At 66.5% G+C, this 26798-nt stretch carries 23 protein-coding genes and 1 tRNA gene; 18 read left to right on the plus strand and 6 right to left on the minus strand.

From position 1 onward, the window contains the following. Nucleotides 1-263: 263 nt before the first annotated feature. Entirely contained in the window at nt 264-2954 is a 2691-nt protein-coding gene (gene polA, locus BM394_RS10855) for a DNA polymerase I (RefSeq protein WP_092977386.1), read from the minus strand. A 144-nt stretch (nt 2955-3098) separates the two neighbouring features. Here polA and BM394_RS10860 point away from each other — a divergent pair, with 144 nt between their 5' ends. Then, nucleotides 3099-3467, plus strand: coding sequence for a PaaI family thioesterase (locus tag BM394_RS10860; protein WP_425427656.1), 369 nt, complete (start codon nt 3099-3101; stop codon nt 3465-3467). Nucleotides 3468-3610: 143 nt separating this feature from the next. Here BM394_RS10860 and BM394_RS10865 read toward each other — a convergent pair whose 3' ends face one another. Next, nucleotides 3611-4240 carry an ANTAR domain-containing response regulator gene (locus BM394_RS10865; protein WP_092977390.1) on the minus strand — a complete coding sequence of 210 codons (630 nt, stop codon included), beginning with the start codon at nt 4238-4240 and terminating at the stop codon, nt 3611-3613. A 278-nt stretch (nt 4241-4518) separates the two neighbouring features. Between BM394_RS10865 and BM394_RS10870 the strand changes: the two genes are divergently transcribed. The 3 genes from BM394_RS10870 (at nt 4519) to BM394_RS10880 (ending at nt 5512) form a co-directional block, all read left to right on the plus strand. Then, nucleotides 4519-4592, plus strand: a tRNA-Leu gene (locus BM394_RS10870). A gap of 249 nt (nt 4593-4841) precedes the next feature. Continuing rightward, nucleotides 4842-5276, plus strand: a complete 435-nt coding sequence (locus BM394_RS10875) for a hypothetical protein (RefSeq protein WP_139235198.1) — start codon at nt 4842-4844, stop codon at nt 5274-5276. After that, entirely contained in the window at nt 5276-5512 is a 237-nt protein-coding gene (locus BM394_RS10880; RefSeq protein WP_092977394.1) for a hypothetical protein, read from the plus strand. Before BM394_RS10875 ends, BM394_RS10880 begins: the two co-directional genes overlap by 1 nt. A gap of 98 nt (nt 5513-5610) precedes the next feature. Here the strand turns inward: BM394_RS10880 and BM394_RS10885 are convergent, their stop codons facing one another. Together BM394_RS10885 and BM394_RS10890 are read right to left on the minus strand one after the other, a co-directional pair. Then, nucleotides 5611-6186, minus strand: coding sequence for a class IV adenylate cyclase (locus BM394_RS10885; protein ID WP_092977395.1), 576 nt, complete (start codon nt 6184-6186; stop codon nt 5611-5613). A gap of 9 nt (nt 6187-6195) precedes the next feature. Continuing rightward, nucleotides 6196-7020, minus strand: a complete 825-nt coding sequence (locus BM394_RS10890) for a helix-turn-helix domain-containing protein (RefSeq protein ID WP_245780106.1) — start codon at nt 7018-7020, stop codon at nt 6196-6198. Between the two features lie 118 nt (nt 7021-7138). Here BM394_RS10890 and BM394_RS10895 point away from each other — a divergent pair, with 118 nt between their 5' ends. The 4 genes from BM394_RS10895 to BM394_RS22400 all read left to right on the plus strand — a co-directional run bounded on the left by BM394_RS10895 (nt 7139) and on the right by BM394_RS22400 (nt 8346). Then, nucleotides 7139-7360: a hypothetical protein gene (locus tag BM394_RS10895; RefSeq protein ID WP_245780107.1), complete on the plus strand. Its 222-nt coding sequence runs from the start codon at nt 7139-7141 to the stop codon at nt 7358-7360. Between the two features lie 64 nt (nt 7361-7424). Further along, the gene (locus BM394_RS10900) at nt 7425-7649 is read left to right on the plus strand and encodes a hypothetical protein (protein ID WP_092977397.1); all 225 of its coding nucleotides are present in this window, start codon (nt 7425-7427) and stop codon (nt 7647-7649) included. A gap of 59 nt (nt 7650-7708) precedes the next feature. Further along, nucleotides 7709-8107 carry a DUF6247 family protein gene (locus BM394_RS10905; RefSeq protein WP_092977399.1) on the plus strand — a complete coding sequence of 133 codons (399 nt, stop codon included), beginning with the start codon at nt 7709-7711 and terminating at the stop codon, nt 8105-8107. Further along, a complete protein-coding gene (locus BM394_RS22400; RefSeq protein WP_130466958.1) occupies nt 8107-8346 on the plus strand; it encodes a hypothetical protein in 240 nt (79 codons plus the stop codon). Before BM394_RS10905 ends, BM394_RS22400 begins: the two co-directional genes overlap by 1 nt. Before the next feature lie 369 nt (nt 8347-8715). Here BM394_RS22400 and BM394_RS10910 read toward each other — a convergent pair whose 3' ends face one another. After that, on the minus strand, nt 8716-10140 hold the full coding sequence (locus BM394_RS10910) for a hypothetical protein (protein WP_092977401.1): 1425 nt from the start codon (nt 10138-10140) through the stop codon (nt 8716-8718). A gap of 228 nt (nt 10141-10368) precedes the next feature. On the opposite strand from BM394_RS10910, the gene BM394_RS10915 reads away from it, so the two are divergent. The 7 genes from BM394_RS10915 (at nt 10369) to BM394_RS10945 (ending at nt 19492) form a co-directional block, all read left to right on the plus strand. After that, nucleotides 10369-11007, plus strand: a complete 639-nt coding sequence (locus BM394_RS10915; protein WP_092977403.1) for a TetR/AcrR family transcriptional regulator — start codon at nt 10369-10371, stop codon at nt 11005-11007. Continuing rightward, the gene (locus BM394_RS10920) at nt 11004-12215 is read left to right on the plus strand and encodes an FAD-dependent oxidoreductase (protein WP_092977405.1); all 1212 of its coding nucleotides are present in this window, start codon (nt 11004-11006) and stop codon (nt 12213-12215) included. The genes BM394_RS10915 and BM394_RS10920 overlap by 4 nt, the downstream gene beginning before the upstream one ends. A gap of 182 nt (nt 12216-12397) precedes the next feature. Continuing rightward, nucleotides 12398-13552, plus strand: coding sequence for a low temperature requirement protein A (locus BM394_RS10925; RefSeq protein WP_092977407.1), 1155 nt, complete (start codon nt 12398-12400; stop codon nt 13550-13552). 814 nt (nt 13553-14366) lie between these two features. Further along, nucleotides 14367-15563: a sugar ABC transporter substrate-binding protein gene (locus BM394_RS10930; RefSeq protein WP_092977409.1), complete on the plus strand. Its 1197-nt coding sequence runs from the start codon at nt 14367-14369 to the stop codon at nt 15561-15563. Between the two features lie 28 nt (nt 15564-15591). Beyond that, nucleotides 15592-16554 carry a carbohydrate ABC transporter permease gene (locus tag BM394_RS10935; protein ID WP_092977411.1) on the plus strand — a complete coding sequence of 321 codons (963 nt, stop codon included), beginning with the start codon at nt 15592-15594 and terminating at the stop codon, nt 16552-16554. Then, the gene (locus BM394_RS10940) at nt 16551-17369 is read left to right on the plus strand and encodes a carbohydrate ABC transporter permease (protein WP_092977413.1); all 819 of its coding nucleotides are present in this window, start codon (nt 16551-16553) and stop codon (nt 17367-17369) included. The genes BM394_RS10935 and BM394_RS10940 overlap by 4 nt, the downstream gene beginning before the upstream one ends. Before the next feature lie 137 nt (nt 17370-17506). After that, nucleotides 17507-19492, plus strand: a complete 1986-nt coding sequence (locus BM394_RS10945) for a glycoside hydrolase family 31 protein (protein WP_092977800.1) — start codon at nt 17507-17509, stop codon at nt 19490-19492. Nucleotides 19493-19754: 262 nt separating this feature from the next. Here BM394_RS10945 and BM394_RS10950 read toward each other — a convergent pair whose 3' ends face one another. Further along, the gene (locus tag BM394_RS10950) at nt 19755-20948 is read right to left on the minus strand and encodes an ROK family protein (protein WP_092977415.1); all 1194 of its coding nucleotides are present in this window, start codon (nt 20946-20948) and stop codon (nt 19755-19757) included. A gap of 244 nt (nt 20949-21192) precedes the next feature. On the opposite strand from BM394_RS10950, the gene BM394_RS10955 reads away from it, so the two are divergent. From BM394_RS10955 to xylB, 3 genes are all read left to right on the plus strand, one after another. Next, nucleotides 21193-23916: a glycoside hydrolase family 3 C-terminal domain-containing protein gene (locus BM394_RS10955; protein ID WP_092977417.1), complete on the plus strand. Its 2724-nt coding sequence runs from the start codon at nt 21193-21195 to the stop codon at nt 23914-23916. 81 nt (nt 23917-23997) lie between these two features. Then, complete coding sequence (gene xylA / locus BM394_RS10960) at nt 23998-25161, plus strand: xylose isomerase (protein ID WP_092977419.1); 1164 nt, start codon at nt 23998-24000, stop codon at nt 25159-25161. 189 nt (nt 25162-25350) lie between these two features. Further along, nucleotides 25351-26745, plus strand: a complete 1395-nt coding sequence (xylB, locus tag BM394_RS10965; RefSeq protein WP_092977802.1) for a xylulokinase — start codon at nt 25351-25353, stop codon at nt 26743-26745. Nucleotides 26746-26798: the final 53 nt, after the last annotated feature.

Below are 26798 nucleotides of genomic sequence, written 5' to 3' on the forward strand. Positions count from 1 at the left end.
TCTCGTGTCGTCCAACTACGTCGGGTCCCCGGCGATTCGTTTCCCCTGATCGAGTGAGCAGACGGAATCCCCGACGGAACCGGTACCGCCGACGCATCAATGAATCCAGGGCAGCCTAACGGCAGCCGTTGATCGCCGAAGCAGCAGGCCGACACGGTTCAGTGTGTGCCCACCGCACTCCGGAGCGGTAGGGGAAGCCGCCCTCCGCGACGCGGAAGGCGGTTCCGTCCAGCGAGCACCCCGACAACCCGAAAAAACTTCGATCAGTGGGCGGCCGCGTCCCAGGAGACACCGGTACCGACCGAGACCTCCAGTGGAACGTCGAGTTCGGCGGCCGAGGTCATCTGTTCCCGCACCACACGTCGAACCGCCTCGGTCTCGCCCTCGGCCACCTCGATGATCAGTTCGTCGTGCACCTGCAGCAACATGCGGGAGGCCAGCCCCTCCGCCGCCAACGCGCGATGCACTCCGAGCATCGCCACCTTGATGATGTCGGCAGCGCTGCCCTGGATGGGAGCGTTGAGGGCCATGCGCTCGGCCATCTCGCGACGCTGCCGATTGTCGCTGGTCAGGTCCGGAAGATACCGGCGCCGCCCCAGGATCGTGGCGGTGTAGCCCTCCTTGCGCGCTCGCTCGACGATCTCGTGCAGGTACTCCCGCACGCGCCCGAAGCGGGCGAAGTAGGCCTCCATCTGCTGCTTGGACTCCTCGTTGGAGATCTGCAGCTGCTGGGCGAGCCCGTAGGCGGACAGTCCGTAGGCCAGGCCGTAGGACATGGCCTTGACCCGCCGGCGCAGTTCCTGGTCGACCTCGTCGATGGGAACCCCGAAAGCCTGCGCCGCGACGTAGTTGTGCAGGTCCTCGCCGGTGCGGAACGCCTCGATCAGCCCTTCGTCACCGGAGAGGTGAGCCATGATCCGCATCTCGATCTGGCTGTAGTCCGCGGTCAGCAGGGTCTCGTAGTCGCGCCCCACCACGAACACCTCGCGGATGCGGCGTCCCTCCTCGGTACGGACCGGGATGTTCTGCAGGTTGGGCTCAGTCGAGGACAACCTTCCGGTGGAGGCGATCATCTGGTTCAGCGTGGTGTGGATCCGACCGTCGGAAGCCACCGCCTTGTCCAACCCCTCCACCGTGGTCTTGAGCTTGGTGGCGTCCCGGTGCTCCAGCAGGTACCGCAGGAAGGGGTGTTCGGTCTTCTCGTAGAGCCCCTGCAACGCCTCCGCGTCGGTGGTGTAACCGGTCTTGGTGCGCTTGGTCTTGGGCATGCCCAGCTCGTCGAACAGCACGGTCTGGAGCTGTTTCGGCGAACCGAGATTGATCTCCTTGCCGATCACGGCGTACGCGTCCTCGGCCGCCTGCTTGACCCGCGCGGAGAACCGGGACCCCAGTTCGGTGAGCCGATCCTGATCGACCGCGATCCCGGCTGTCTCCAGATCGGCCAGCACCAGCAGCAGCGGCAGTTCCAGATCGGTGAGCAGCCCGTGGTTCTCGATCGCACGCAGCTGCTGGTCCAGCGCGTCGGCCAGTTCCAGGACCGCCTTCGCCCGGGTCAGTTCCGCTGCTGCCGCGTTCTCCCTGACCTGCTGTTCGTCCTCCAGCAGCGAGAGCTGACCACTGCCGTCGCCCTGGTCGACGGTGAGATCGCGCTGCAGGTAGCGGACCACGAGGTCGGGAAGGTCGAAGGAACGCTGTCCCGGACGGACCAGGTAGGCGGCCAGTGCCGTGTCACTGTTGAGCCCACCGAGCGACCAGCCGCGGTCGCGGATCGCGTGCAGCGCCCCCTTCACGTCGTGCGCGGCCTTGGGCACGGCCGAATCGGCCAACCACTCCGCGAAAGCCGCGTCGTCGTCCGAGGTCATCGCGGTGACGTCGACGTAGGCTCCCTGCCCGGCAGCGCTGGCCACGGCGATTCCGACGAGATCACCGCCGCTGCGGGACGAACTCCCGGAACAGGCCAGGCCCACGCGCGAACCGTCCCACGCGTGACGCTCCAGCCAGGTGCGCAGCGTACCGGGCTCGACGATCCCGCCGGCCACCTCGAAACCCTCGACGACCTCCGGCTCCTCGGTCGACAGCGTGGCGAACAGTCGGTCACGCAGTACCCGGAACTCCAGATCGTCGAACACCCGGTGCACCGCGTCGCGGTCCCACTGCCCCATTCGCAGGTCCTCGGGCCCGGAATCGAGCGCGACATCGTCGACCAGCTGAGTCAGCTGCCGGTTGAGCAGCACCTGAGCGATGTTGTCCCGCAACTTCTCCCCGGCCTTGCCCTTGACCTCGTCGGCCCTGTCGACGAGGTCGGACAGCGAGCCGAACTGCTGTATCCACTTGGTGACCGTCTTCTCGCCCACACCGTCGATCTTGGGAAGGTTGTCGGACGGATCGCCGCGCAACGCGGCGAAATCGGGGTACTGCACCGGGGTGAGCCCGTACTTCTCCTCGACCGCCTCGGGCGTGAAACGGGTCATCTCGGAGACGCCCTTGCTGGGATAGAGCACGGTAACGTCCCGGTTGACCAGCTGCAGCACGTCCCGGTCACCGGTACAGATACTGACCCCGAAGCCGGATTCCACAGCCTGTCCGGTCAGGGTCGCGATAACGTCGTCGGCCTCGTAGTTCTCCCTGCTCAGGACCGGTATGTTCAGCGCACCGAGCACTTCTTGGATCAGACTCACCTGGCCGCGGAACTCTTCCGGCGTCGAACCGCGGTTGGCCTTGTAGTCCGGAAAGGTCTCGGACCGGAAGGTTTGCCGCGACACGTCGAAGGCCACCCCGAGGTGTGTGGGCTGCTCGTCCCGTAGCAGGTTGATCAGCATCGAGGTGAAGCCGTAGACCGCGTTGGTGTGCTGTCCGGTGCCCGTCTGGAAGTTCTCCTTGGGCAGTGCGTAGAACGCTCGGTAGGCCATGGAATGGCCGTCGATCAGCAGCAGGCGTCGGTGCTCGGATGCCATCACGGCATGCGAGTCTAGGCTTACCCCCCGACAGAGGTCGCGCGCAGGGCAGGAGTGTGAACAGTGACCGAGAACACCGATATCACGTCGCTGAACGGCGCGGAAGCGCTGGAGGCGGCGGCGACGGTTCCGCCCGAGGAACAACTGGGCAGTCGGATGGGCATAGCGGTGACCGAGTATGCCCCTGATCGTGTGGTCGGAACCATGCCGGTGGCGGGAAATCGGCAGCCCTACGGACTGCTGCACGGCGGCGCCAACGCGGTACTGGCCGAGCAGCTCGGCTCCATCGCGGCGGCACTGCACGCGGGAGCGGACCGGATCGCGGTGGGGTTGGAACTGTCCTGCACGCACCACCGGGCAGCGACCGAGGGAACGGTGACCGGGGTGGCGACGCCGTTGCACCGGGGTGGCGCCACGGCCACGTTCGAGATCGTCATCACCGACGAGCACGGCAAACGCACCTGCTCGGCACGGTTGACCTGCGTTCTGCGCGACAAACCGCCCGCGAACTGAAGCGGCGGCCCGCGGAACGCCGCGTTCCGCGACGGCGGGGCCGTTCCGGAACCTGGCGGGGTCGCGCTAGCCGCGAAACCTTGGGCAGTCCCGTCCCCGCGGGGGATCCGCTCGCTCGGACCACTGCGGGGTCGTGCGCGGGCTCACTCCTCCGAGGACATGCTGTCGAGCACGGCCTGGGCGACCGCCTTCATGGTGGTGCGCCGGTCCATGGCGGTTCGCTGCAACCAGCGGAACGACTCGGGCTCGGACATGTCGTGGTTGCTCATCAGCAGGCCCTTGGCGCGCTCGATCGTCTTCCGCGATTCCAGCCGCTCGGAGAGACTGGCGGCCTCGGCCTCCAGTGCCTGCACCTCGGTGAACCTGGAGACCGCCAGCTCGATGGCAGGGACCAGGTCCCGCTTGGCGAAGGGCTTGACCAGGTAGGCCATGGCTCCGGCGTCCTTGGCCCGCTCCACGAGGTCGCGCTGACTGAAGGCGGTGAGGATCACCACGGGGGCGATGCGCTCACCCGCGATGGAGGAAGCGGCCTCGATGCCGTCCATCTTCGGCATCTTGACATCCAGGATCACCAGATCGGGACGCAGTTCCTCGGCGAGCCGCACCGCCTCCTCGCCGTCACCGGCCTCACCGACGACCTGATATCCCTCCTCGCGAAGCATCTCCACCAGATCGAGCCTGATCAGCGCCTCGTCCTCGGCTACGAGCACACGGTGCTGAGTAGCGTTCGTCGCACTCGCCGCGTTCGGCTCCTCGGCAGCCGGCGTGGTCACCGGGTCCTCCTGGATGAGTCTCGGGTCTGCCGATGCGGTCGCATCGGAGCCTGCAGCTTATCGTCCTGCGCACCCCCACCACAGCGGCAGGGGCGCGGAAGCGGAACCTCGCGTCGGGCACGCCAGGTGGGCGAGCCGAAGGAGGATCCCGCCGGACGGAGCGGCGGGTCCGGCCGAGCCTCATCGGATGGCGGAGCCCCGACCTCGGGGCACGAAGAGGGCCGCCCACCCCGCCGCAGAGCGATGATCACCCCTGTCGTATGCTGTACGCAGTAGCGGCCCCCGTAGCCCAATAGGCAGAGGCGGCGGACTCAAAATCCGTGTAGTGTCCGTTCGAGTCGGACCGGGGGCACCTTTCATCGCAGTTCACAGGGCTATGGAAGACCCCGCAGGAGATCCAACTCCCTTTTTCCGCCCTCTTTCAGCACTTCAAAGATCCAGATGTCGGTCCAAGCTGGCCTTCTCCATGACCGACATCTGTCAAACTCTTACACTCAGTGCCTGACGAGTCGTACAGTGGCGCACCTCACTGCTGCTCGCCCCGCTCGGGGTCGCCATGAAACGCGGCACGGTCGACGGGGTCACGTTCAAGGTCCACAACGTGCGCTCTGAAGCTTCTACCAACTCGCTGGGTAACGCCACGCCTTCGCCCGAAGGTCAGCGGTTCGTGGCCTTCGACATGGACGTGACCAACAACAGCGGCGAGGAACGCTCGGCCCTCGGCGTGTCCGAGTCCCGCATCCACGTGGGCAGCGCGGAGCTTCACATGGACGTCGACGCGCCCACGCTGCCAACAACGTTCCTGCCCGGTGATCGCGTCACCTCCACGCATTTCGTCGCGGTGGACTGCACCGCCAAGCAGCTGCGCATCACGGCAGGACTCGACATGGGGCAGAACCAGCAGTTGCAGCACCCGGTGCGAAACCCGCACTTCCGAGGTCCACTGCCGCAGGAGCAGCCGCGGCCCGCCTCGGGGCCCGCTGAGGAGTACTCGCCCCCGGACCCCGGGACCACGCCACAGCAGCCACGGAGATGATGACTCTGGCCGTGACTTTGGGCGAGTATTCGCACGGCGAACTCGACACCGTCAAGGCCCACGGCAAGAACCCCGTCGGCCCCGACGGCAAACCCTCCCTCGGCAAGCCGCATTCGGGCCCGAACAAGCAGGGCACCCGAATGATGCGACTGCGCTGCCCGTACTGCGGCTACACCGTCCGCACCACCGCGAAATGGCCGGAATACGGCAACCCCGCTCCGCCGGGGAAGAAATGACCCTGTGAGTGTTCTTCTCCGGACACGAGGAGGGACGAGTCCACGTCCTCATACACACGTCAAGTCCCCGACCGTGGCAGGCCGGGGCTTGATGTAGATCACTCGACGTTGGCTGTCCGGGTCCGTCGTGCCGCCACCGCATCGGTGTACTGCTCGGTGGTGAGATCGTCCTCGACGATGCCCAACGAGTTCAGGACCGCGCGTACCACCGCCAAGCCGGCTGGGACGTCCTCGGTCCGCCCGACCTGGGTTTCGACTTCGAGGAAGGTTCCCTCCAGCTCGGGAACGTGCACCAGAGTCGCGAGCAGCTCGTAGCCGCTTTCGGTGAACCGGTAGTTGCGGCAGTGCTTGCTGAACGCGATTCGTTCGATAAGTCCGAGACCGCTCAACAGCGCTGCTACAGAAGCCCCATCGGCAACCTCGGTCTCGTACTCGGGTTTGGAGCCGCTGGTGTGCACGGCGGGTTCCTTGAAGGTCAACACGGTTTTCGCGGAGCATTCATCCTCCACGGTCCGCAGCCGCACCTCGTAGTCTTGGGCGGTTAGTTCTCCGGTCGGCTGGTCGAAGTACCGATCCCGGTAGGTCTGCACCTGTTCCTCAGCGCGCGAGGCCAGTCGCTCGTGTACCGCATCCGGATGACGGACATGTGCTTTCAGTTCGGCCTCTACTGCCACGGTGACTCCCTACACGATCCGAACGGCCTGGTTGCGCAGTTCATGGGTGAACCTGCGAAAGCCTCGGTGTAACGCGCCGTGCGAACTTTCCGCAATCTTGTACATGCGTGAAGTGTGTCCCTCGTGGTTCTCACCGAAGGCGGACACGAACTGAACATCGTCCAGAGTCAGCACTCGCCAAGTCGGGAGCATGTCGTAGAAATACACTCGCACATCAGTGTGCGTGCTCAGCTCTTCGAGACGCGCGACGCTGAACTCTATACCTGATTTGAACACTCCCCAGCTCTCGCCGACCTCTCTGGCACGACGCTGCGCTGCTTCGCCATTCGGGTCAAGCAACATAGCACTCACTGTCGGGCAACCACGACTGACGACTGACCGAAGCAGGGAGTCATTCATCGCGACAATGCCCAGTCCGCGCACCGCCACGATCTCTATCATGCTCGCGGTGGCAGCTGCCCGCTGAACATCCGAGACGGCATTGGACTGTGATGGAAACGTCGCCAGCAGTTCCGCTTGGCCAGCTGTTCCCAGGTGATCCACTCCCAAAGGACGTACTGGTGCCAACCCGAACAGAACTCGCACCTCGTCAGGCATATTCAGACCATCGGCGATGCGTTCGTAGACGCCGAAGGCGGTAATTCGACGTGAACCATTCACGATCTCACTGATACGCCCTTGAAGGATGTCAGTGGCACTGGAAAGCTGAGACTGCGTAGCTCCAGCCGAACGTTGCAACACGCGGAAGAGCTCTCCAACGTCACGATCGCGGCACGCTTTCCGCAGGTCGTCGCGTTTCCACACCGGTTCAGGAACGTTGAGCGAGTTCCACACGAGCGTGATCTTCTCACCATGAGAACCCCGAGTTGGAATTGGGATACCCCCTCACCGTGCCGATGCTGGAAGTGATGAAAGCGGCAACGGCGCACATCGACCGGGACTGACCCGGTCGGTGTTGGAGGAGATGGAGCACGACATGCTCGACATGGACCCGCCGGAGGACAGGCATACGGCCTACCGGTTCACGCCCCGAGGGGAATGGCTTCAACACGCGACGTTGACGCAGCCTCCGGAAGAGGGCGGGCCGATCGACACGCTCAGCGGTCACGGCTCCCGCACAGCTCCCCCGAACTCCGGCACCCGGATGCGCCACACCCAGCAGTTCTGCCCCTAGTGCTTCGACGCCTATCTGCACTTGCCCACGCTCACCCCCAGATGGAAGCCCACGGAGCGACCTTGTGACGACGACACAAACGCATCACTACTGGCTGCCGGTTCCGGACAGAACCGGTTATCGCTGGGCCCGCCACGCTTTCCGGGGCGAACAGTGGGACGGGCGCACCACCGAGACGTCGGTGTGCGACGTCCCGTGCCCCATGCCCCAATCCAGTGAACTCGACTGGGTGCAGTCGCCCACCTGCCAGGAGTACACCAGGATCCCGCTGGCCGAACAGACCACCTGAACTCGACAACTTCTGCTTGTCCCCCTGCCCTCGCTGAAACCCCATGAAAGGAGAAAGGCTTGGCTCCCCCCTTCCCACGTGAAGCCCGGTGCATCCGCGAGGCCCTGGACCGCACCGACCCGCAACGACGTGCCGAGTTTGACCGCGACTTCCAGGAAGCGCTGCGAAAAGTCGCCGAGGACTACAACACCGGCCACATCGACACCGTGCTCGACGACTGGTGGGGCACGGCCATCCTCGCCGAATACCCACCCACCGAGGAAGAAGAAGCGATCAAAGCCCGCGCCGACCGCGGTGACTTCTCCGGACTGATCCGAGTCGACGAAACCGGTCTCGAATGGCGCGAGGACGCACACGGCAACCTGTGGCGCACCGACGACAACGGCAACCTGTGGTGGGAGACCCCCGACGGCAAACGGGAAAAGGTCGAGGCAAACACGACTCCGGAGGAGAACTGATGGCTCGTCACTTCATCCAATGGAGCGATGTTCCCCGAGAAGCATATCGGGCTCTGCCAACCAAGCAGCGCAAAGCCGTCGACAAGCGCATGGAGCAGATCGCGGAAAACCCTCGGGACGACAGCAGATACGACAAGAAGACGGACCGATGGAGCACCACCGCTGACAACGGCGCCATACTGATCGTGTTCGCACTCCACGACGAAACCCTGCGCATCACCATCCTGCGCCTGTTCTGACAGCTCCCTGACGACCCCGAACTCGGCCGCTCGTGCGTGAGCGGCCGATTACGAATTCTGCGGTTGTTCCCGGCTCGGTGCGGGTCTGTGCGGATGTTCACGGCACATACACGGCAAAGTTTTCGCCTTATGTATCGCCCAGTTCCTCCAAGAACTTCTGAATCCGGTTTCGTGCCGCTTCTTCCTACCCGGTCAGTACCTCGACGTAGATCTGGAGGAGCACGCTGACGCTGTGTCCGGCTCATTCGGCCACCTGGGTGAGTGGCACTCCGGCGGCCAGCCAGCTGGACACGGCGGCGTGCCCGAAGATCATAGGGCCGCTTGACCAGTGGGGATGCGAACTCAGTCAGTTGTACAGCCTCCCGAAGCTCATAGCTCCTCGAAGCACTGTTCCCACAGCCACTTCGGTGGTCCGTACACCGCACGCACGGTCAACTCGGTTATGTCCCCTTCGCCCGTGGCTTCGAACGGGCTCCAGCGAATCACTGTTTCCTCGTTCGTATCCGTTCCCCAGGGGCGGGTCGAGCTGCGCCACATCCCGTCATCGAGTGTGTTCATCAGTCCGTCCAGCACCCGACGGTGATCCCTTTCGAAGGTATGCATCGACGCCTGTGCTCGGTACTTACCGGCATCACTCGTACATGTCTCCTCGGGAATCAGCCATGTCTTCTCGGTCGAGACACGTGGCCGGATATCGTCCAGCAGGTTCCGAAGCGCGTTCTCGGCAACAGCGCCCCGGGAGCAACGCACCTCGGCGCTGACAACGAGCCAGACCTGCCCCAGGACATCCCGCAAGCCACTGGACACTTCGACGAATTCGGATAGCTGCTCATCGGTGAGGTCGCCCTCCGGCAGGTCGTCCTCCTCGGGGTCCTCATCCGACTCGAATCGCGAGGTGCTGTTGTCGACGATTCCGAGCGGATCGGCACCGAGCCGCACGTAGATCCCCTCGAACCACCGGGCACCCGTCGAATTCCCCCGAGCTCGTGGGTTCCGCACCACTCCGATCGATTCCCGGGGCCACTGTTCGACGATGGCACTGTCCTCCGGAATCCCGAAGAAGCGGGCCGTATCCCGTCCCGCGGCCAGCACCAGCTCTTCCCGAGTCGTACTCGCGCCGCTCGCGACGGTGCCGAGCAATGCCGCGTGATAACCGTCCTCCGCACGAGCACCGGCCGGTAGTAGTTCGACCGCCTGCCCGCCCCATTCGTACAGCGGCTGGCGTAGCAATCCTACGGCCGTGGTCAGATCCGCGGCCGCGAGCCACAGCTGTGTACGAACCACCACCTCGTCCGGCTGGTCGGCGGCATCCGCGAACACCGAATGCACCCGCCCCGAATCGTAGGTCTCACGGCTCCGGAACGGGTAATCCGCTTCCGGGTAATCCGCACGTGCGTGCTTCGCGATTAAACCCGATACCGAGGACACGGTCACACCCATTTCCGGAAAGAACCGAGGTGGTGCCACGAGATCGGCGAAGACCTCGCTCTCGTCCTCTTCCTCGTCCCCGATGATGCTGTACCGGTCTTCCGAGAAACTGAACTTCTCGAGAGCCGGATAAGCGGCGGCGAGGAACGAATCGCCGATCGAGGACCGAGAATCACGGGACGTCACCGAAGTAACTACGGAGCTGTAATCCGGCCAGCCACCCTCGAGTCCTCTAGATTCCACACGAAGCGTCGAGCACTCCAACATCTCGGCGATCGAACAAGATCTGTCCAGTGCTTCGGTGATCGTGTCGGCATCGACATCCAAATGGACCGAAGTCACCACGTCGTTTTCGTCGAAGTGCATTTCATCCCCGAATTACTCCCCTTGCTCTGCATTCCGTGTTCACCTTTCCGGCGTTTTCCCACGCGGGACAACGTATACCGGCCGGTACGTGTCGAGCAAAGCATTTCGACGGAGCCGCGCATCGGGCGCCGGACGTCCCTCGACCGGGTGGCACGCCGAGATGTACGGTCGAAATTGGGCAACTGCCCAAGGCGATTGCCCGAAACGGGCGAAACAGGTGGTGACGACATGGCCGCGACGGCTAAGGAGCGAGGACGCGAGGCGCGCGAACGGTTGCTGCGCGCGGCGGCGGAGCTGATCACCGAACGCGGTTGGAACGGGGTGAGCACTCGCGTGGTGGCCGAACGGGCCGGAGTGACCGCCGGAACAGTGCACTACCACTTCGACTCGGTGGACGCGCTGCTGACGGAAACGGCCGTCGGGACGATGCGTGCGGCAACCGCGTGGCTCAAGACAGCCCTCGAACAGGTGAGTAGCGCGGACGAAGCACTGACGACTCTGCTCGCCGCGCTGGATTCCTACGGTGGAAGCGATCCGGAATCGGTGCTGTTCGTGGAGGCGTACCTCGCCGCCACCCGCGATCCCGGCTTGCGGGAGCGGATCAGCGCCGTGCTCACCGAGCTTCGCACGGCACTGACCGACCGATTCACCGAACACGGCATCACCGACGCCGAAGCCACCGCCGCGGTAGTGGTCGCGAGCCTCGACGGCCTGGTGATGCACCGCGCCCTGAACCCCGCGCTTACCACCGGGACCGTACGAGCCGTGCTGCGCAGGCTGCTCACCACCGAGCACGACGGCGAGGGCGACCGACACGACGAAACCGCCGACGGCGACGCGAGCACCGAGAAGGGAGACCGCTCGTGAAAGCGATCATCTGCGGAGCGGGCATCGCCGGACTCACCCTGGCGCGACGACTGAACAGTCTGGGCTGGCACGTGGTGCTGTTGGAACGGGCACCCGGTCCGCGCACACAGGGCTACATGATGGACTTCTTCGGTCCCGGCTACGACGCCGCCGAGGCGATGGGATTACTGCCGAGATTGCACGAACTCGGCTACCAGGTCTCGGAGGCGTGTCTCGTCGACCGGAACGGCCGGACCCGCGCTCGGCTCGACTTCGAGCGGTTCTCCCGGGCGGTGAACAGTCGCATGGTGAACATCCCGCGTCCGGATCTGGAACTGGCGTTGCGGGAAAGCCTTCCCACCGAAGTGGACCTTCGGTTCTCGGTCGGTCCCGTTCACGTCGACAACCGTTCCGACGGGGTGAGCGTGACGCTGAGCGACGGTCGGGTGCTGCACGCGGACCTGCTGGTCGGCGCGGACGGTGTTCATTCCACGGTACGAACGCTGGTGTTCGGCGACGAACGAAACCACCTGCGGTATCTCGGTTTCCACACCGCCGCGTTCACCTTCCACGCCCCAGAGATCCGCGCCCGTCTGGAGAATCGTTACTGCCTCACCGACACCGTCGACCGCCAGATCGGGCTGTACGGTCTGCGCGACGACAGGGTCGCGGTGTTCGCCGTCCACCGCACGGGCGATCCCACGCTGCCCACCGACCGCCACGCCGCGCTGCTCGACAACTACGGTTCGTTGGAGTGGCTCGTTCCCGAGGCGCTGGCGCATTGCCCGCCGTCCGAGGATGTGTACTACGACCAGGTCGCGCAGATCGAGACGCCCCGCTGGCACAGCGGTCGCGTGGCATTGGTCGGTGATGCCTGCCACGCCGTGTCGCTGCTGGCTGGCCAGGGTGCCTCACTGGGGCTGGCCGGTGCGTACGTACTCGCCGACCGACTGCGGCGTGCCGCATCGATCGAGGACGGACTCGGGGACTACGAACGGGTGTGGCGACCGGTGGTCGAGGAGAAGCAGCGGACCGCGCGTGGCGGCGTGCGCTGGTTCCTGCCACACACGACCGCGCAACTGACACTGCGCCGGATCGTGCTCGGTCTGTCCCGGCTACCCGGCATGCACCGCCTTGTGGCGCGCTCGCAGACCGGCAAGCCGGTAACGACCATCACCGAGCTCGGCCAGCAGGGTGACACCACCACGGGCCACTCGGCACGGCGGTGAGCGATGCGTGGGAGTCGGAGACCGCGAGGACGACGGAGACACGGCGGGCTCCGCAGGTGTCCGGGCCGATGCCGGGAGCGATTTAGAATGCCAGTTGACACGAGCGGACCGACTTCGGGAAGGACCCAGTGAGCCAGCAGGAGCCCACTCCCCCGCCAGCAGCACGACCACAACCACGTCTGATGCGTCAGGAGGGTGCGCGGCGCTCCGAGGTCGCGCCGATCGAGCTCTTCTTCGACCTGGTATACGTCTTCGCGATCGTCCAGGTGTCGCACACACTGCTGTCCCACCTGAGCTGGCTGGGAGTGCTGGAAGTGGCCCTGCTCTTCGGGGCCGTGTGGTGGGCCTGGAACTACTCGGCCTGGGCGATGAACTGGCTGGATCCGAGCAGTGGGCTCGTACGGGTCCTCAACGGACTGCTGATGCTCGCCGCGCTGGGCATGTCGCTCGGGTTGCCGCACGCCTTCGCCGAGGACGGCCTGTTGTTCGCCGCCTGCTACGTGGGCGCCCAGGTCGGGCGCGCGGCGTTCATGGCCGTGGCGCTGCGTGGGCACGTACTCGGGAAGAACTACACGAACCTGCTCGCCTGGAGCGCTTCGGCAGGCGTGCTCTGGCTCGTCGGCGCGTTTCTCGACCCCACCGCACGACTGGTCGTCTGGCTGGTCGCGCTGGTCGTGGACGTGGCGGCGCCACGATTCGAGTTCCGCTTCCCCGGGCTGGGAGCGGCGCCGATGCACACCTGGCCCACCGACCCGGAGCATCTCGCCGAGCGCAACCGTGGTGTGTTCATCATCGCGCTCGGTGAGTCCATCCTGATCATGGGGTTCACGCTCTCCGAACTGGAACCGATCACCGTCCGCGCGGTCGTGGCCACGTTGCTCGGTTTCGTCGGCCTGTTCGTGCTGTGGTGGGCCTACTTCGCGCTGGCCGGGCAGGACACGCAGGCCAGTCGGGGCGACGCGAGCACCAGTGCGCTGCGTTCGGCGTTCGCCTACGCCCACGCGCTGATGGTGGCGGGTGCGATCGTCGTGGCCGTCTCGATCGAACTGCGCATCAGCCATGCCGAGACCGACCCGGCGGTGGTGCTGACCACTGTGGGGGGTCCACTGGTCTATCTGGCCGGCAACATCCTGTTCCTGCGCTCACGAACCGGTTCGGTGGCCCGTGCCCGTTACGTGGCGGCGACGGGGCTGGTCGTGATCGGTGTCATCGGCCTGGTACTCGGTCACACGGTTCCCTCGCTCGCCATCGGGCTGGCCACCGTGGCGGTCATGGGGACGCTGGCCGTGGTCACCCAGCTCACGTCGAAGTCGGGTTCCTCGGAGACCGCGGTGTGATCACACCTCTCGACGCGGGGCGGGTGTGACCCGGCGACGGCCTTTCCCGAGCTGACGCACCGCACTCCCACCTCCGGCGCTCAGCTGCTCGACGAACGGCGCCTCCTCCGGCTCACGGAGCCACCGGCCGCTCCACGGTGGTCCGGTGGCTCCAACGGCTCTGCCTGAGTCGTGACGCGTTTCCGGACGAGCGATCGGTCGACGCCCAGCGCCATTCGACACGACTCTCCATTGACGTGATACCGATCACTGTCTACTGTGCTGTCGAAGCGCTTCGAAAAGCGGAAGTTCGTTCGGTGCGGATGAGAACAACTTATGCCAACGGTCGCCGATCTCGCCCGACAAGCCGGTACACCGATGAGCACCACGTCCTCCGACGCCGGCGGAGAGCGGTTCATCCCGGAGGACACGGGCGACCGTGCGGGTCGGGGTGTTCACCGCTGGACGCACCCGCCACGACAGGTTTCGCGGACACCGAAACCTCCCACCGACGTGAGCGCCGTTGAGCTTCCGCCCCAGCGGCGAGAAGAACGTGCCGGTGACGCCCGAGCGAGCGGGAACGCGGGCTCCGGGCCTCGCGCACTCACCCGAGCGAACGAGGCGACGGAACCACGGCACCTCGCGACCGACAGGAACGCCACGGGACCGGAAGAAGGTGGCAACGGTGCGATTACCGACAAGCATAATCGAACCGCTTCGACAACCTCGCTTCGGAGGAAGCGGAATCGACCGTTCGGCGGAAAGCGGAAGGGCCACGGCGGGCTCGGACGGGCACGGGGCACGCGGTCCCCGGTGGCCCCGTTCGAGAGCCAGGATGGTCACCTTCGGCCTGGCGCTGCTGTTGGTCACCGCGGGCTGCACGGGCGGGGTGAGCTCCCGGCCCGCTGACGTGGTCGTCGAGCTCGACCACTACACCAGCGCCGAGGCAGGTCGCCAGTTCCGTTCGGTGCTGGACCGGTGCGCCAAACGGTTCGGGCTGCGCATCCGCAGGCAGAACGTCCCGGTCGATCAGCTCATGCCCAAGGTCCTCCGGGACGCCACGGCCCATTCCCTTCCCGATCTGCTGTTCGTGGACAACCCCGATCTGAAGACCGTGGCCAAAACGGGAGCGCTCACCGAGCTGAGCCAGTACGGGCTCAGCGGCGAGGGGTTCTACCCCGGCATCGTCGAGGCCGGCAGCTACCGGGGAAAGCTCTACGGCCTGGCACCCGGGGTGAACGGGCTCGCGCTGTTCTACAACCGCACCATGTTCGAACGGGCCGGCCTGGAGCCGCCGGAAACCTGGCAGGAGATGCGAAGCGCGGCCAGGGAGTTGACCGAGGGCTCGACCCACGGAATCGCGTTCTCGGCGCTCGCCTCCGAAGAGGGATCCTGGCAGTTCGAGCCCTTCCTGTGGAGCAACGGAGGCTCGCTCGATTCCCTGGACTCGCGGCGGTCCGTCGAGGCGCTGGAGTTCTGGTCCGGTTTGGTCGAGGACGGCCTGGCATCGAGATCGGTGGTCAACTGGAACCAGAACGACGTCATCGACCGCTTCGCCGGTGGAAACGCCGCGATGATGATCAACGGTTCCTGGTCGTTGTCCTCATTGGATGATTCCGGGGTGGACTACGGCATCGTCACGCTCCCGACGCCGAGTACGGACATCGCCCCGAAGGTGCCGCTGGGTGGTGAGGTCGGCGCGATCCCGGAGACGACCCCGGAGCGGCAGCGCGATGCCGCTCGGGTGCTGGGCTGCATGCTCGAGCGGGACAACATGCTGGATTGGACGAGCGACCACGCCTACGTACCGGGGCGCACGAAGGTGGCCGAGCAGTACGCCGCGGACCGTCCGGTCATGAAACCGTTCGTCGAGGAGGTGGCAACCGGCCGGGCCCGCACCGCCGAGCTGGGACCGCGCTACCGCGAGGTCTCACAGGGGTTGGCCGACGCGATCCAGGCCACGATCGCGGGATCGACCAGTCCGCGAGAAGCATTGGAACGGGCGGCACGCATCGCGGCGAACGCGGACTGACGTCGACGGTGTCGAGTGGATGGTTGCCATGACGACGAATACGCGAACGACGAGCGGAACCAGTCGGCCGCGACACGCCAACCGGAAACCGGGCGGCCACGGCGAGCGTCTGGTCCAGTGGACCTTCGTCCTGCCGATGATGCTGTTCCTCCTGCTGTTCTTCTGCTATCCGGTACTGCGGAACCTGACGATGAGCTTCCAGGAGTGGACCGTCGCCTCGTTCTACGAGGGCGGTTCCCCGTTCGTGGGGCTGGACAACTACATCGCGCTGGTCACCGATCCGATCTTCGGCAGAGCGGTGCTGAACACGGCCCTGTTCACCGCGGGATCGTTGTTGTTCCAGTTCGTGATCGGGCTGGGGCTCGCGGTGTTCTTCCAGCGGCGTTTCCCGCTCAGCGGGACGTTGCGCGGCCTGATGCTGCTGCCGTGGTTGTTGCCGCTGGTTGTTTCCGGCGCGGTGTTCCGCTGGATCTACGACGAGGGGTTCGGGGTGCTCAACCAGCTGCTGCTGGGGCTGCACCTGATCTCGGATCCGATCCCCTGGCTCTCCAGCACCCAGTACGCACTGACCTCGGCGATCATCGCCAACATCTGGGTCGGGGTGCCGTTCAACCTGGTCATCCTGCACAGCGGACTGCAGGCCGTACCCGCTTCGCTCTACGAGGCCGCCGCCCTGGACGGGGCGGGACCGTGGCAACGGTTCCGGATGATCACCCTTCCGCTGCTGCGCCCCGTGATCGCCATCGTGCTGATGCTGGGGCTGATCTACACCCTCAAGGTGTTCGACATGATCATGATTCTCACCGGCGGTGGCCCCGCGAACGCCAGTGAAACGCTGACCACCTGGTCGTTCGCCCTGTCGTTCGAGGAGTTCGACTTCGGGCAGGGAGCGGCGGTGGGCAACTTACTCATCGTGATCGCGCTGGTGTTCGCGTTGTTGTACCTGCGTTCCATCCGGAACACGTTCAGCTCACAGGGGGAGCGAGGATGACTACCACGCGACGCGTCGGCAACACCGTGGTCGGAGTCCTGCTGGTGCTCGTGTTCCTGGCACCGGTCTACTGGATGATCAACGTTTCGCTGCAGAGCAGCGACGCGTTGCTGCGGACACCGCCCGCCTGGTTCCCGTTCGACCCGACCTGGAGCGGCTATGCCGAGGCCCTCCGCACCCAGGGCTCGCATCTGGTGACCAGCCTGGTGATCGCGTTGGGCACCGTGGTGTTCACGCTGCTGGTGAGCGCACCGGCCGCCTACGCCCTCGCGCGGTTCCGGCTGCGCGGCACGCTCGCACTGGTGCTGGTCGTGCTGCTGGTGCAGATGGTTCCCGGCATCGTGATGGCCAACTCGCTGTATCCGATCTTCAGCGGGGTCGGGCTGCTGGACAGCTATCCCGGCATGATCCTCGCCGATTCGACGCTGACCGTACCGTTCGCGGTGCTGATACTGCGCACCTTCATGAGCGGCGTCCCCGGTGAGCTGATCGAGGCGGCCCGGGTCGACGGTTGCGGCCAGTGGCGCACTTTCGGCTCCGTGGTGCTACCGGTGTGCCGCAACGCGGTGATCACGGCAGGGCTGTTCAGCTTCCTGTTCGCCTGGGCCGACTTCCTGTTCGCCGTCAGCTTCACCACCGGCAACACCATTCAACCGATCACGGTGGGGATCTATCGCTTCGTGGGGAACCAGACGACGAACTGGAACGGCGTCATGGCCACCGCGGTACTCGCCTCCATTCCCGCCGCCGTCCTACTGCTGACGGCACAACGCTACGTCGCGGCGGGAATCACCGGGGGCGGAGTGAAGGAATGACGTTCGCGAGGTTCGGAAGCGGATCGTTCCGCGCCCCCGGCGACCGGTTCGTGGAGTTCCTCCGACACGACGGGGTTCTTCCGGTCCCGCGGATCAGTCAAGGACCCGATCGACCACGGCTACAGGAAGGCGGAATCATGCGAGGTGCCCACGAGAGCGACGGGGCATTGGAGTGGACCCACGGTCAGGAAACCGTTCGGATCGAACCCTGGGGGCGGGACAGCCTGCGGGTGCGAGCCGGATTCGCTCCGGTGGTCGACGACCTTCCCGGGGCGCTCGTCGAACGTCCCGACTCCGGCGAGGCTCCCGGGATCACCATCGGGGACTCCCTCGCCAGGATCACCAACGGTTCCCTGACCGCCGAGATCGACACGGCGGGAATGCTGCGTTTCGTCGACGCGAACGACGGCGGCGAACTGCTGGCGGAGCAACCCGCGCACTTCTGGTGGCCCGGGCCGCGGCTCTACGGGTCCAGCTCCGGCAGCAACAGGCGCATGGAGCAGTGTTTCCGGGCCTACGACGAGGAGCGGATCTACGGGCTGGGGCAGCACACGCACGGACTGCTCGACCAGAAGGGGACCGTGCTGGATCTGGTGCAGCGCAACGCGGAGGTCTCCATTCCCTTCCTGCTCTCGAGCAGGGGATACGGCTTTCTGTGGAACAACCCGGCGGTCGGCAGGGTCGAGTTCGCGCACAACGGGACCAGGTGGGTGGCCGACAGCACCAGGCAGCTGGACTACTGGGTCACCACCGGCCGGACACCGGCCGATCTGCTGGGCAACTACACCGAGGTCACCGGCCGGCCCCCGATGCTGCCGGAGTGGGCCGCCGGGTTCTGGCAGAGCAAACTGCGGTACCGCTCCCAGGAGGAACTGCTGGAGGTGGTCCGGGAGTACCGCCGTCGCGGGCTGCCGCTGTCGGTGATCGTCTCGGACTTCTTCCACTGGCCCCACCTGGGCGAGTGGAAGTTCGATCCGGCCGAGTACCCGGACCCGGCGGCCATGCTGCGCGAGCTCGACGAGGCCGGAGTGCGCCTGATGGTCTCGATCTGGCCCTCGGTCAACCCGCTCAGCGAGAACTTCGAGCGAATGAGCCGGGAGGGGTTGCTGGTCGAGACCGAGGCCGGGGTCCCGTACCACGCGCCGTGGCGGGACAAGGGGTTCGACGTCGAGATGCCGGTGGCCTTCTACGACGCCACGAACCCCCGGGCGCGACGGTTCGTCTGGGACCGGGCGCGGGAGCACTACTACGAACTGGGAGTGCGGGTTTGGTGGTTGGACGCCTGTGAACCGGAGATCCGCCCGGGTACTCCGGAGAACCTGCGGTTCGCGGAGGGGCCGGGCAGGGAGGTGTTCAACCTGTATCCGCTGCGGCACGCCCAGGGATTCCACGACGGGATGCGGGAGGAGGGTGAGACCGAGATCGTGTCACTGTGCCGTTCCGCGTGGGCAGGCAGTCAACGCTACGGTGCGGCTCTGTGGTCCGGCGACATCGACGCCACCTTCGAATCGCTGCGGGCTCAGGTGCGTGCCGGGTTGAACGTCGCGTTGTCCGGGATTCCCTGGTGGACCACTGACATCGGCGGGTTCCACGGTGGCGATCCGGATTCGGAGTACTTCCGGGAGCTGGTGGTGCGGTGGTTCCAGTACGGGGTGTTCTGCCCGCTGTTCCGGCTGCACGGAAACCGCGATCCGCGTATGCCGCTGGGGCCGGAGATGACCGGTGGGCCCAACGAGGTGTGGTCGTTCGGCGAGCGGGCCTACGAGTCGATCCGCGAGACGCTGTTCCTCCGGGAGCGGCTCCGGCCGTACCTGATGGAGCAGATGCGTGTGGCGCACGAACGCGGTCTGCCGCCGATGCGCCCGTTGTTCGTCGACTATCCGGGTGACGAGCGGGTGTGGGACGTCGAGGACCAGTTCCTGCTCGGTCCGGACGTGCTGGTGGCGCCGGTGACCGAGTACGGCGCACGGGAGCGCTCGGTACGGCTACCGCGCGGCGACAGGTGGGTCGGCGCCTGGGACGGGCGGACGTTCGACGGCGGCACCACGATCACGGTCGGGGCCCCGCTGGAGACGGTGCCGGTGTTCCGAAAGGAGGGGGCGAGCGTGGAACTGGGCAAGTAGGCGGGACCCGGTGCGAGGCCCTCCTGCTCGGCGGGCCACCCATCGTACGGGCACGATTCCCGTGGTGGTCTCGGCTCGGTTCCGGTGGCGTCGGCAGGCACCGCCGAAACCGGGAGCACATGGCCGCCACGGGATGCTCGCTCGGCGTGACGGAGTGGTGCAAGAGTGGCCCGATGTGGCGGGATGGCGACTGCACGTCCGGGCGCGAGCGTTCGTATCCGGCCACGAGCAGGTCGCGAACCCCCGCGATGGAGAACGGTGCCTACTCGAAGGATGCGAGGAAGCTGCTCACCGCGGCTTCGGCGGCACCGAGCAGGTGTCCCTGCTCCCCCAGCCGAGCGCTGCCGAGTTCCACCGGCAGTTCGGGAAGTCCCCGCACGCGTTCGAGGCTGTGGCGCAGTTCTCCCTCGGCGTGCCGTAGCAGAGGTCGCAGCAGCCCACCGAGCAGTACCAGTCCCGGATCGAAGATGTTTATCAGATTGGCCAGACCGGTCGCGACCGGCGCGCAGAGCTGCCGGAACGCGTCGAGCGCTTCGGCGTCCCCCCGTTCGGCGCGGTCGAACAGCCGTTCCAGTTCGGCCTGTCTGTCGGCGGGTTCGACGACGCCGATCCGCCGCAGCAGGGCATCGGCCCCGATCTCGGTTTCCCAACAGCCCCGGGCACCACAGTGGCAGGTTCTGCCGCCGGGACTCGTGATCATGTGCCCGATCTCGCCCGCGTATCCGGTGTTGCCGGTGAGCAGCTGGTCGTGGGCCACGATCCCGGCGCCCACGCCGACACCCGCGGACACGTACACCAGGTCGGTTCGATCCCTGCCCGCACCACGACGGTGTTCGGCCAGGGCGGCCAGCCGTGCCTCGTTGCCGACCACCACCGGAGCCGTGATATCCGCCGACTCGCGCAGTCGTTGCCCGAGCGCCAGCTCGTGCCAACCGAGGTTGGGAGCGCGGGTGACCACACCGTCCTCGTCCCGTACCAGGCCGGGCACCGCCACCCCCACCGCGATGGGCGGGGCCTCGGTCGTCGTCACGAGCTCGCGGACCAGTCGTGCGAGCTGCTCCAGCCCCGGTGTGGGGTCACCGGGCGAGTGTTCGTGCTGGGTGGTCATCTCCTCGAGAACGTTGCCTCCCAGCCCCACTCTGCCGATGCGTACGGTGTCCACGTCGATGGCTATGGCGAGCACGTAGGCGCGTTCGTCGCGCAGCGAGACGATCAGCGGGGGACGTCCCCGGCCGGTTCTGCCCGGCTGCTGCTGGCTCGAACCGCTTTCCAGCACCAGCCCGCGTTCGGTCAGTTCCCCCACCAGGTCCGCGATGGCGCTGCGGGTGAGTCCGGTCACTTCGCCGAGTCCGACCCGGCTGGTGGGGCCCCGCAGGTGCAGATGACGCAGCAGCGCCCGGAGATTGTGACGTCGCAGGCTGGCCGGATCGCGGCCCTGCGCGGTCGATGCGGTCACGTGGTCCTCGCTTCGCGGCTCATCGCTTCCCTCACCAGTCAACGTTCGCCAGTCAACGTTGCACCGTTGCGCGGCGCCAACGGGTGTGGGGGTTGACACGCCGCCCATTTTGTTTTTACCTCTTACAAATAATATTTAACACGTCACATCGCATGATCGCGGCAGCGGCGCACCGGTGAACGACCGGATCCGGTCCCGCTGTCGAGACCGAACGACATTTGGCACCGAGTTGACGGAGAGCTGGATGAGACGAGGACCGACACGTCTCCTGGTGACCCTCGGCCTGTGCGTGAGTTGTGCGCTGTCCACCGCACCCGCGCTGGCCCAGGAGAGAACCGATGAGACCCCCGTGTACCTGGACCAGAGCTACTCGGCACGGGAACGTGCCGCCGACCTGGTTTCCCGGATGACGCCGTCCGAGAAGGCGTCACAGCTGATCAGCAGTCAGGCACCCGCCATCCCCCGGCTCGAGGTGCGGTCCTACGGCTGGTGGAACGAAGCGGCGCACGGCGTCGCACGGGAGCAGTACAACGAGGAGGGCAACCCCGAGATACTGACCAACACCACCTCGTACCCGGTGAGCCTGTCCATGGGATCCACCTGGAACCCCGACCTGATGTACCGGGTCGCACAGGCCACCTCCAGCGAGGCTCGCGAGGTGGTTCGCGACAACAAGCTCGACCTCAACTTCTACTCCCCCACCATCAACCTGAGCCGGGATCCGAGGTGGGGCCGCAACGACGAGACATTCAGCGAGGACCCCGGGCTGACCGCGGCCATGGCCTCGCAGTACGTCAACGGCATGGAGGGCAAGGACAAGCAGGGCAACCTGCTGCCCGCCGCGGAGGGCTACCTCAAGACCAGCACCACGATCAAGCACTTCGCCGCGAACAACAGCGAGTTCAACCGGCTCACCGGCACGTCGAACATGGACGAGCGGACGCTGCGCGAGTACTACACGGCTCCGTTCAAGGAAGTGATCCGCCAGAGCTCGCCCGGTTCGATCATGACCGCTTACAACCGGGTCAACGGGGTGCCCGCCTCAGCCGACGTCGGCCTGCTGGACACCCTGGCCCGCAAGACCTTCGGGTTCGACGGGTTCTTCACCTCCGACTGCGACTCGGTCTACGAGATCCAGCACGGCCACAATTGGAAACCGGAGGGCAAGGAGGAACCGCTCGACCACATCGAGCGCAACGCCTACGCGAACGCGGCCGGTGTGGACCTCAACTGCAACCAGGGCTACCACGACGAGCACAACTTCGGTAACACGCTGCCCGAGGCGGCCCAGCAGAAGATCGAGACCCAAAACGGCGTCTACACCGAGAACTTCATGGACGCCTCGCTGATCCGGATGTTCACGGTGCGGATCCGGCTCGGCGAGTTCGACGACCCCGAACAGGTGCCCTGGGTCCAGCGCGCCCGCGAACGCGTCCCCAAGGGCAGCTGGGAGGACGCGGAGTCGAACAACGCGGTGACCCAGACCCCGGAACGGTTGGACCTCGCCCGCGAGGCGGCCTCCGAGTCCATCGTGCTGCTGCGCAACCAACCCGCCGAGGACGGTGGCAAGCTGCTGCCGCTGCGGATACCGAAGTCGGGACAGTACCGCCTGGCGGTCGTCGGTGATCACGCCAATCCGGAAGAGATGTATCTGGGCGGCTACTCCAGCGACCAGGGGCCGTCCGGCCGTGCCAACGGCGTCAACGGCTACGAGGGGCTCAAACGGGCGGTCGAGGAGATCAACCCCGATGCGGTCGTGGACTACCTCCCCGGCACGAAGCCCGGTAGCGAGCACCAGTTGAACCGGAACTCCGTGCGTGCCTCCGCCGACTTCGACGCGGTGGTCGTCTACGGCGGAACGGACGAGAGCACCGCGAAGGAGGACGAGGACCGGGAGTCGCTGCGGCTGCCGGAACCGCAGACGAAGCTGATCAACGAGGTAGCGGCGAACAACCCGAACACGGTGGTCTACCTGGAGACCATCGGGGCGGTCGACGTGAGCGACTTCTCCTCCGACGTGCAGGCGCTGCTGTGGAGCTCCTACAACGGACAGCGCAAGGGCCAGGCGCTGGCCGACGTGCTGCTGGGCGAGAGCAACCCGAGCGGACACCTGCCCTTCACCTGGCACAAGAACGAGTCCCAGCTGCCCTCGATCGATGACTACTCGATCAGACCGGCGGACTCGCGACCCGGCCGGACCTACATGTACTTCGACGGCAGGGCCGCCTATCCGTTCGGCCACGGGCTCGGCTACACCGAGTTCGAGTACGGTGACCTGCGGATCCAACGCGACCACGTCAACGCCAACGGTGAGGTCCGTGCGAGCGCGCGGGTCACCAACACCGGAGAGGTCGCGGGCTCCGACGTGGTGCAGCTCTACGCCGCCTCCTCGAAGGCGGACCGGGCCGAACGTCCGGACGAACGGCTCGCCGGCTTCGAGAAGGTCTCGCTCCGGCCGCACGAGAGCAAGCGTGTCGAGTTCACGATCCCGGTGCGCGATCTGGCGCTGTTCGACCAACAGCGGAACCGCTACGAGCTCAGCGCAGGTGGCTACGAGTTCCGACTGGCGCATTCGAGTTCCGAATCGGACGTCGCCGACAGCGAGCGGGTGACGGTGCACGGCAAGCTGCGACCGGTTCCCGCCGCTGTGAGCACCACACCACGGGCCGCAGGTGACGCCGAACGCGGGATCACGGTGCGCAGGACCTTCGATCGCGACACCGTGGTCCGGCCACGCACGACGGTCTCGTTCAACGACGGAACGCTCGTCGGGCATGTCGCGGACGAACGCGACGAGCCCCTGCCACCCGGAATGCGGGTGCAGTACAGCAGCAACCGACCGGGGGTCGTGTCGGTGAATCAGCACGGGGTGATTCGCACCCGTGATTCCGGGGTCGCCACGGTCACCGCGACCGTGCGCTACCGCGGTCACACCGAGTCGACGAAGTTCGTCGTCAAGGTTCGGTGACCGAGCCGGGGAGCCGGTGGTCACCGGCTCCCCATCCGTCCCCAGTGGACGGCAATGCCGTTCCCCTGAAAGGAGCAACAAGTGAACGACTACTCACCCGCCGCGTCCGACAAGTTCTCGTTCGGACTCTGGACGGTCGGTTTCCAGGGAGCCGACCCGTTCGGAGCGCCCACCCGGTCGGAGCTGGACCCGGTGCGGGCGGTACACCGCCTGGCGGAGCTGGGGGCCTGGGGAATCACGTTCCACGATGACGACCTGATCCCGTTCGCGGCGGACGAGTCCGAGCGGCAGCGGGTGGTCTCGCGGTTCCGCGAGGCGCTGGACGAGACCGGCATGACCGTGCCGATGATCACCACCAACCTGTTCGGACACCCGGTCTTCAAGGACGGCGCCCTGACGGCCAACGACAGGGACATACGGCGGTTCGCGCTGCGCAAGATGCTGCGCAACGTCGAACTCGCCGCCGAACTCGGTGCGCGGACCTTCGTCGCCTGGGGTGGCAGGGAAGGCGCCGAGACCGACGCGGGGATCGACGCCCGTGCGGCCTTCGCCCGCTACAAGGAGGGCATCGACACGGTCTGCGAGTTCGTTCGGGACCGCGGTTACGACCTGCGGTTGGCCCTGGAGCCCAAACCCAACGAGCCGCGTGGCGACATCCTGCTGCCGACGGTGGGGCACGTGCTCTCGTTCATCGAGCAGCTCGAGCACCCCGACATGGTCGGGGTGAATCCGGAGGTCGGTCACGAACAGATGGCCGGGCTCAACTACGTGCACGGCATAGCCCAGGCGCTGTGGGCGGGCAAACTGTTCCACCTGGATCTCAACGGCCAGCACGGCGCCAAGTTCGACCAGGACCTCCGGTTCGGTGCGGGCGACCTCAAGAGCGCGTTCTTCACGGTCGACCTGCTGGAGAACGCGGGCTACCAGGGGCCGAGGCACTTCGACTTCAAGCCCTCGCGTACCGAGGACGACGAGGGTGTGTGGACCTCGGCCGCGGGGTGCATGCGCAACTACCTGATCCTGCGGGAGAGGTCGGCGGCCTTCCGCGCCGACCCGCGAGTGCGGGAGGCGCTCGAGGCGTCCCGCGTGGACGAACTCGCTCGTCCCACGCTGGCCTCCGGCGAGAAGCCCGAGGAACTGCTGAGTGCCGCGGAGGGATTCGACCCCGAGGAGGCGGGGAAGCGCGCCATGCACTACGAGCGGCTGGACCAGCTCGCGTTGGAGCACCTGATGGGGCTGGGCTGAGCTGAGTCCGCACGCTCCGCCGCCGCGGGGCGACTGCCATCACGGCGGGCACCATTCGTGTCGAGCGCGTGTGTCGCGAGCACACGCGCTCGACGCGTGTCGTCACGTACGAGAACCAACGAGAACCGAGTGCGCCCGTGAGGTGCTCTCCTGGTCACCGCGAAAGGAGTCGTCGTGTTCGTTCTGGGGATGGATTCCTCCACCCAGTCCACGAAGGCGCTGGTCGTCGACGCCGAGGACGGCAGCGTCGTCGCCGAGGGTAGGGCCTCCCACCCACCGCACTCCGAGATAGATCCGGAGGTGTGGTGGCGGGCGTGCGGCGAGGCCGTGCGACAGGCGGTCGATGCCGCCCCCGGCCCCGTCGAAGCCGTGGCCGTGGCCGGGCAGCAACACGGCATGGTCGCGCTCGACACCGCGGGAACGGTGCTGCGGGACGCGCTGCTGTGGAACGACACCCGTTCGGCACCGCAGGCACGACGGCTGACCGAGCGACACGGCGCCGCCGAACTGGCCGAACGCACCGGGCTGGTTCCGGTGGCGAGCTTCACGCTCACCAAACTCGCCTGGCTCGCCGAGAACGAACCCGCCAACGCGGCGCGGTTGGACCGGGTGCTACTGCCGCACGACTGGCTGACCTGGCGGTTGTCCGGCAATCCGGACCGTGCTGTCACCGACCGGGGGGACGCCTCGGGAACCGGCTACTTCTCCCCCGCTTCGGCGGAATGGCTGCCGGAACTGTGCCGGGAGGTGTTGTCCGACCGTGCCCCTCGACTGCCCGAAGTGCTCTCCCCGCGCGAACCAGCCGGGGAGGTCACCGAGCTCGAGGAGCTGCGCGGAGCGGTGCTGGGTCCGGGAACCGGCGACAACATGGCCGCGGCGCTCGGGCTCGGGATCGAACCGGGCGATGTGGTCGTCTCCGTCGGAACCTCGGGTACCGCCTTCGCGGTGACCGAGCAGCCGTGCGGCGACCCGACGGGAACGGTGGCCGGATTCTGCGACGCGACCGGCCGCTACCTCCCGCTGATCGCGACGCTGAACGCGGCCCGGGTGCTCGACTCGACGGCCAACGCGCTCGGGACCGACCTCGCCGGGTTGGACGAACTCGCGCTACGGGCCGAACCCGGCGCGGAGGGGCTGACGCTGCTGCCCTACCTCGACGGCGAGCGCACCCCCAACCTGCCCGACGCCACGGGCACGTTGACCGGGATGCGCACCGGCAATCTGACCCCGGAGAACATGGCACGCGCGGCTGTGGAGGGAATGCTCTGCGGACTCGCGGACGGGATCGACGCGCTGCGGAACGTGGGAGTGACCGTGCGGCGGGTGCTGCTGATCGGGGGCGCCGCGGAGTCGGCCGCGGTGCGCGCGATCGCTCCGATGCTGTTCGGAGTGGACGTGCAGGTACCGGAGGCGGCGGAGTACGTCGCCCTCGGCGCCGCCAGGCAGGCCGCGTGGGTGGCCAGCGGGACCGACCAACCCCCGAAATGGCCGCTGCGCTGCGAATCGTACGAGGCCCGGGACGTGGCTCGCGGGGAGGAGATCCGCGAGAAGTACCGCGATGCCGCACAGCGGGTGTACGGCTAGTTGTAGGTGCTTGAACCGCTCGGTGGGCACCGGTGCTCCGCCGAGCGGTCGCG

It is taken from the genome of Actinopolyspora lacussalsi subsp. righensis, from assembly GCF_900116555.1.
GTDB classification, from domain to species: Bacteria; Actinomycetota; Actinomycetes; order Mycobacteriales; family Pseudonocardiaceae; genus Actinopolyspora; species Actinopolyspora lacussalsi.

What these genes read in the sequence shown, in the direction of transcription:
- polA (WP_092977386.1), bottom strand. Translation starts at nt 2,954, where the DNA reads ATGGCATCCGAGCACCGACGCCTGCTGCTGATCGACGGCCATTCCATG.
- BM394_RS10880 (WP_092977394.1), top strand. Translation starts at nt 5,276, where the DNA reads ATGACTCTGGCCGTGACTTTGGGCGAGTATTCGCACGGCGAACTCGAC.
- BM394_RS22400 (WP_130466958.1), top strand. Translation starts at nt 8,107, where the DNA reads ATGGCTCGTCACTTCATCCAATGGAGCGATGTTCCCCGAGAAGCATAT.
- BM394_RS10910 (WP_092977401.1), bottom strand. Translation starts at nt 10,140, where the DNA reads ATGCACTTCGACGAAAACGACGTGGTGACTTCGGTCCATTTGGATGTC.
- BM394_RS10915 (WP_092977403.1), top strand. Translation starts at nt 10,369, where the DNA reads ATGGCCGCGACGGCTAAGGAGCGAGGACGCGAGGCGCGCGAACGGTTG.
- BM394_RS10925 (WP_092977407.1), top strand. Translation starts at nt 12,398, where the DNA reads ATGCGTCAGGAGGGTGCGCGGCGCTCCGAGGTCGCGCCGATCGAGCTC.
- BM394_RS10930 (WP_092977409.1), top strand. Translation starts at nt 14,367, where the DNA reads ATGGTCACCTTCGGCCTGGCGCTGCTGTTGGTCACCGCGGGCTGCACG.
- BM394_RS10935 (WP_092977411.1), top strand. Translation starts at nt 15,592, where the DNA reads ATGACGACGAATACGCGAACGACGAGCGGAACCAGTCGGCCGCGACAC.
- BM394_RS10940 (WP_092977413.1), top strand. Translation starts at nt 16,551, where the DNA reads ATGACTACCACGCGACGCGTCGGCAACACCGTGGTCGGAGTCCTGCTG.
- BM394_RS10945 (WP_092977800.1), top strand. Translation starts at nt 17,507, where the DNA reads ATGCGAGGTGCCCACGAGAGCGACGGGGCATTGGAGTGGACCCACGGT.
- BM394_RS10955 (WP_092977417.1), top strand. Translation starts at nt 21,193, where the DNA reads ATGAGACGAGGACCGACACGTCTCCTGGTGACCCTCGGCCTGTGCGTG.
- xylB (WP_092977802.1), top strand. Translation starts at nt 25,351, where the DNA reads ATGGATTCCTCCACCCAGTCCACGAAGGCGCTGGTCGTCGACGCCGAG.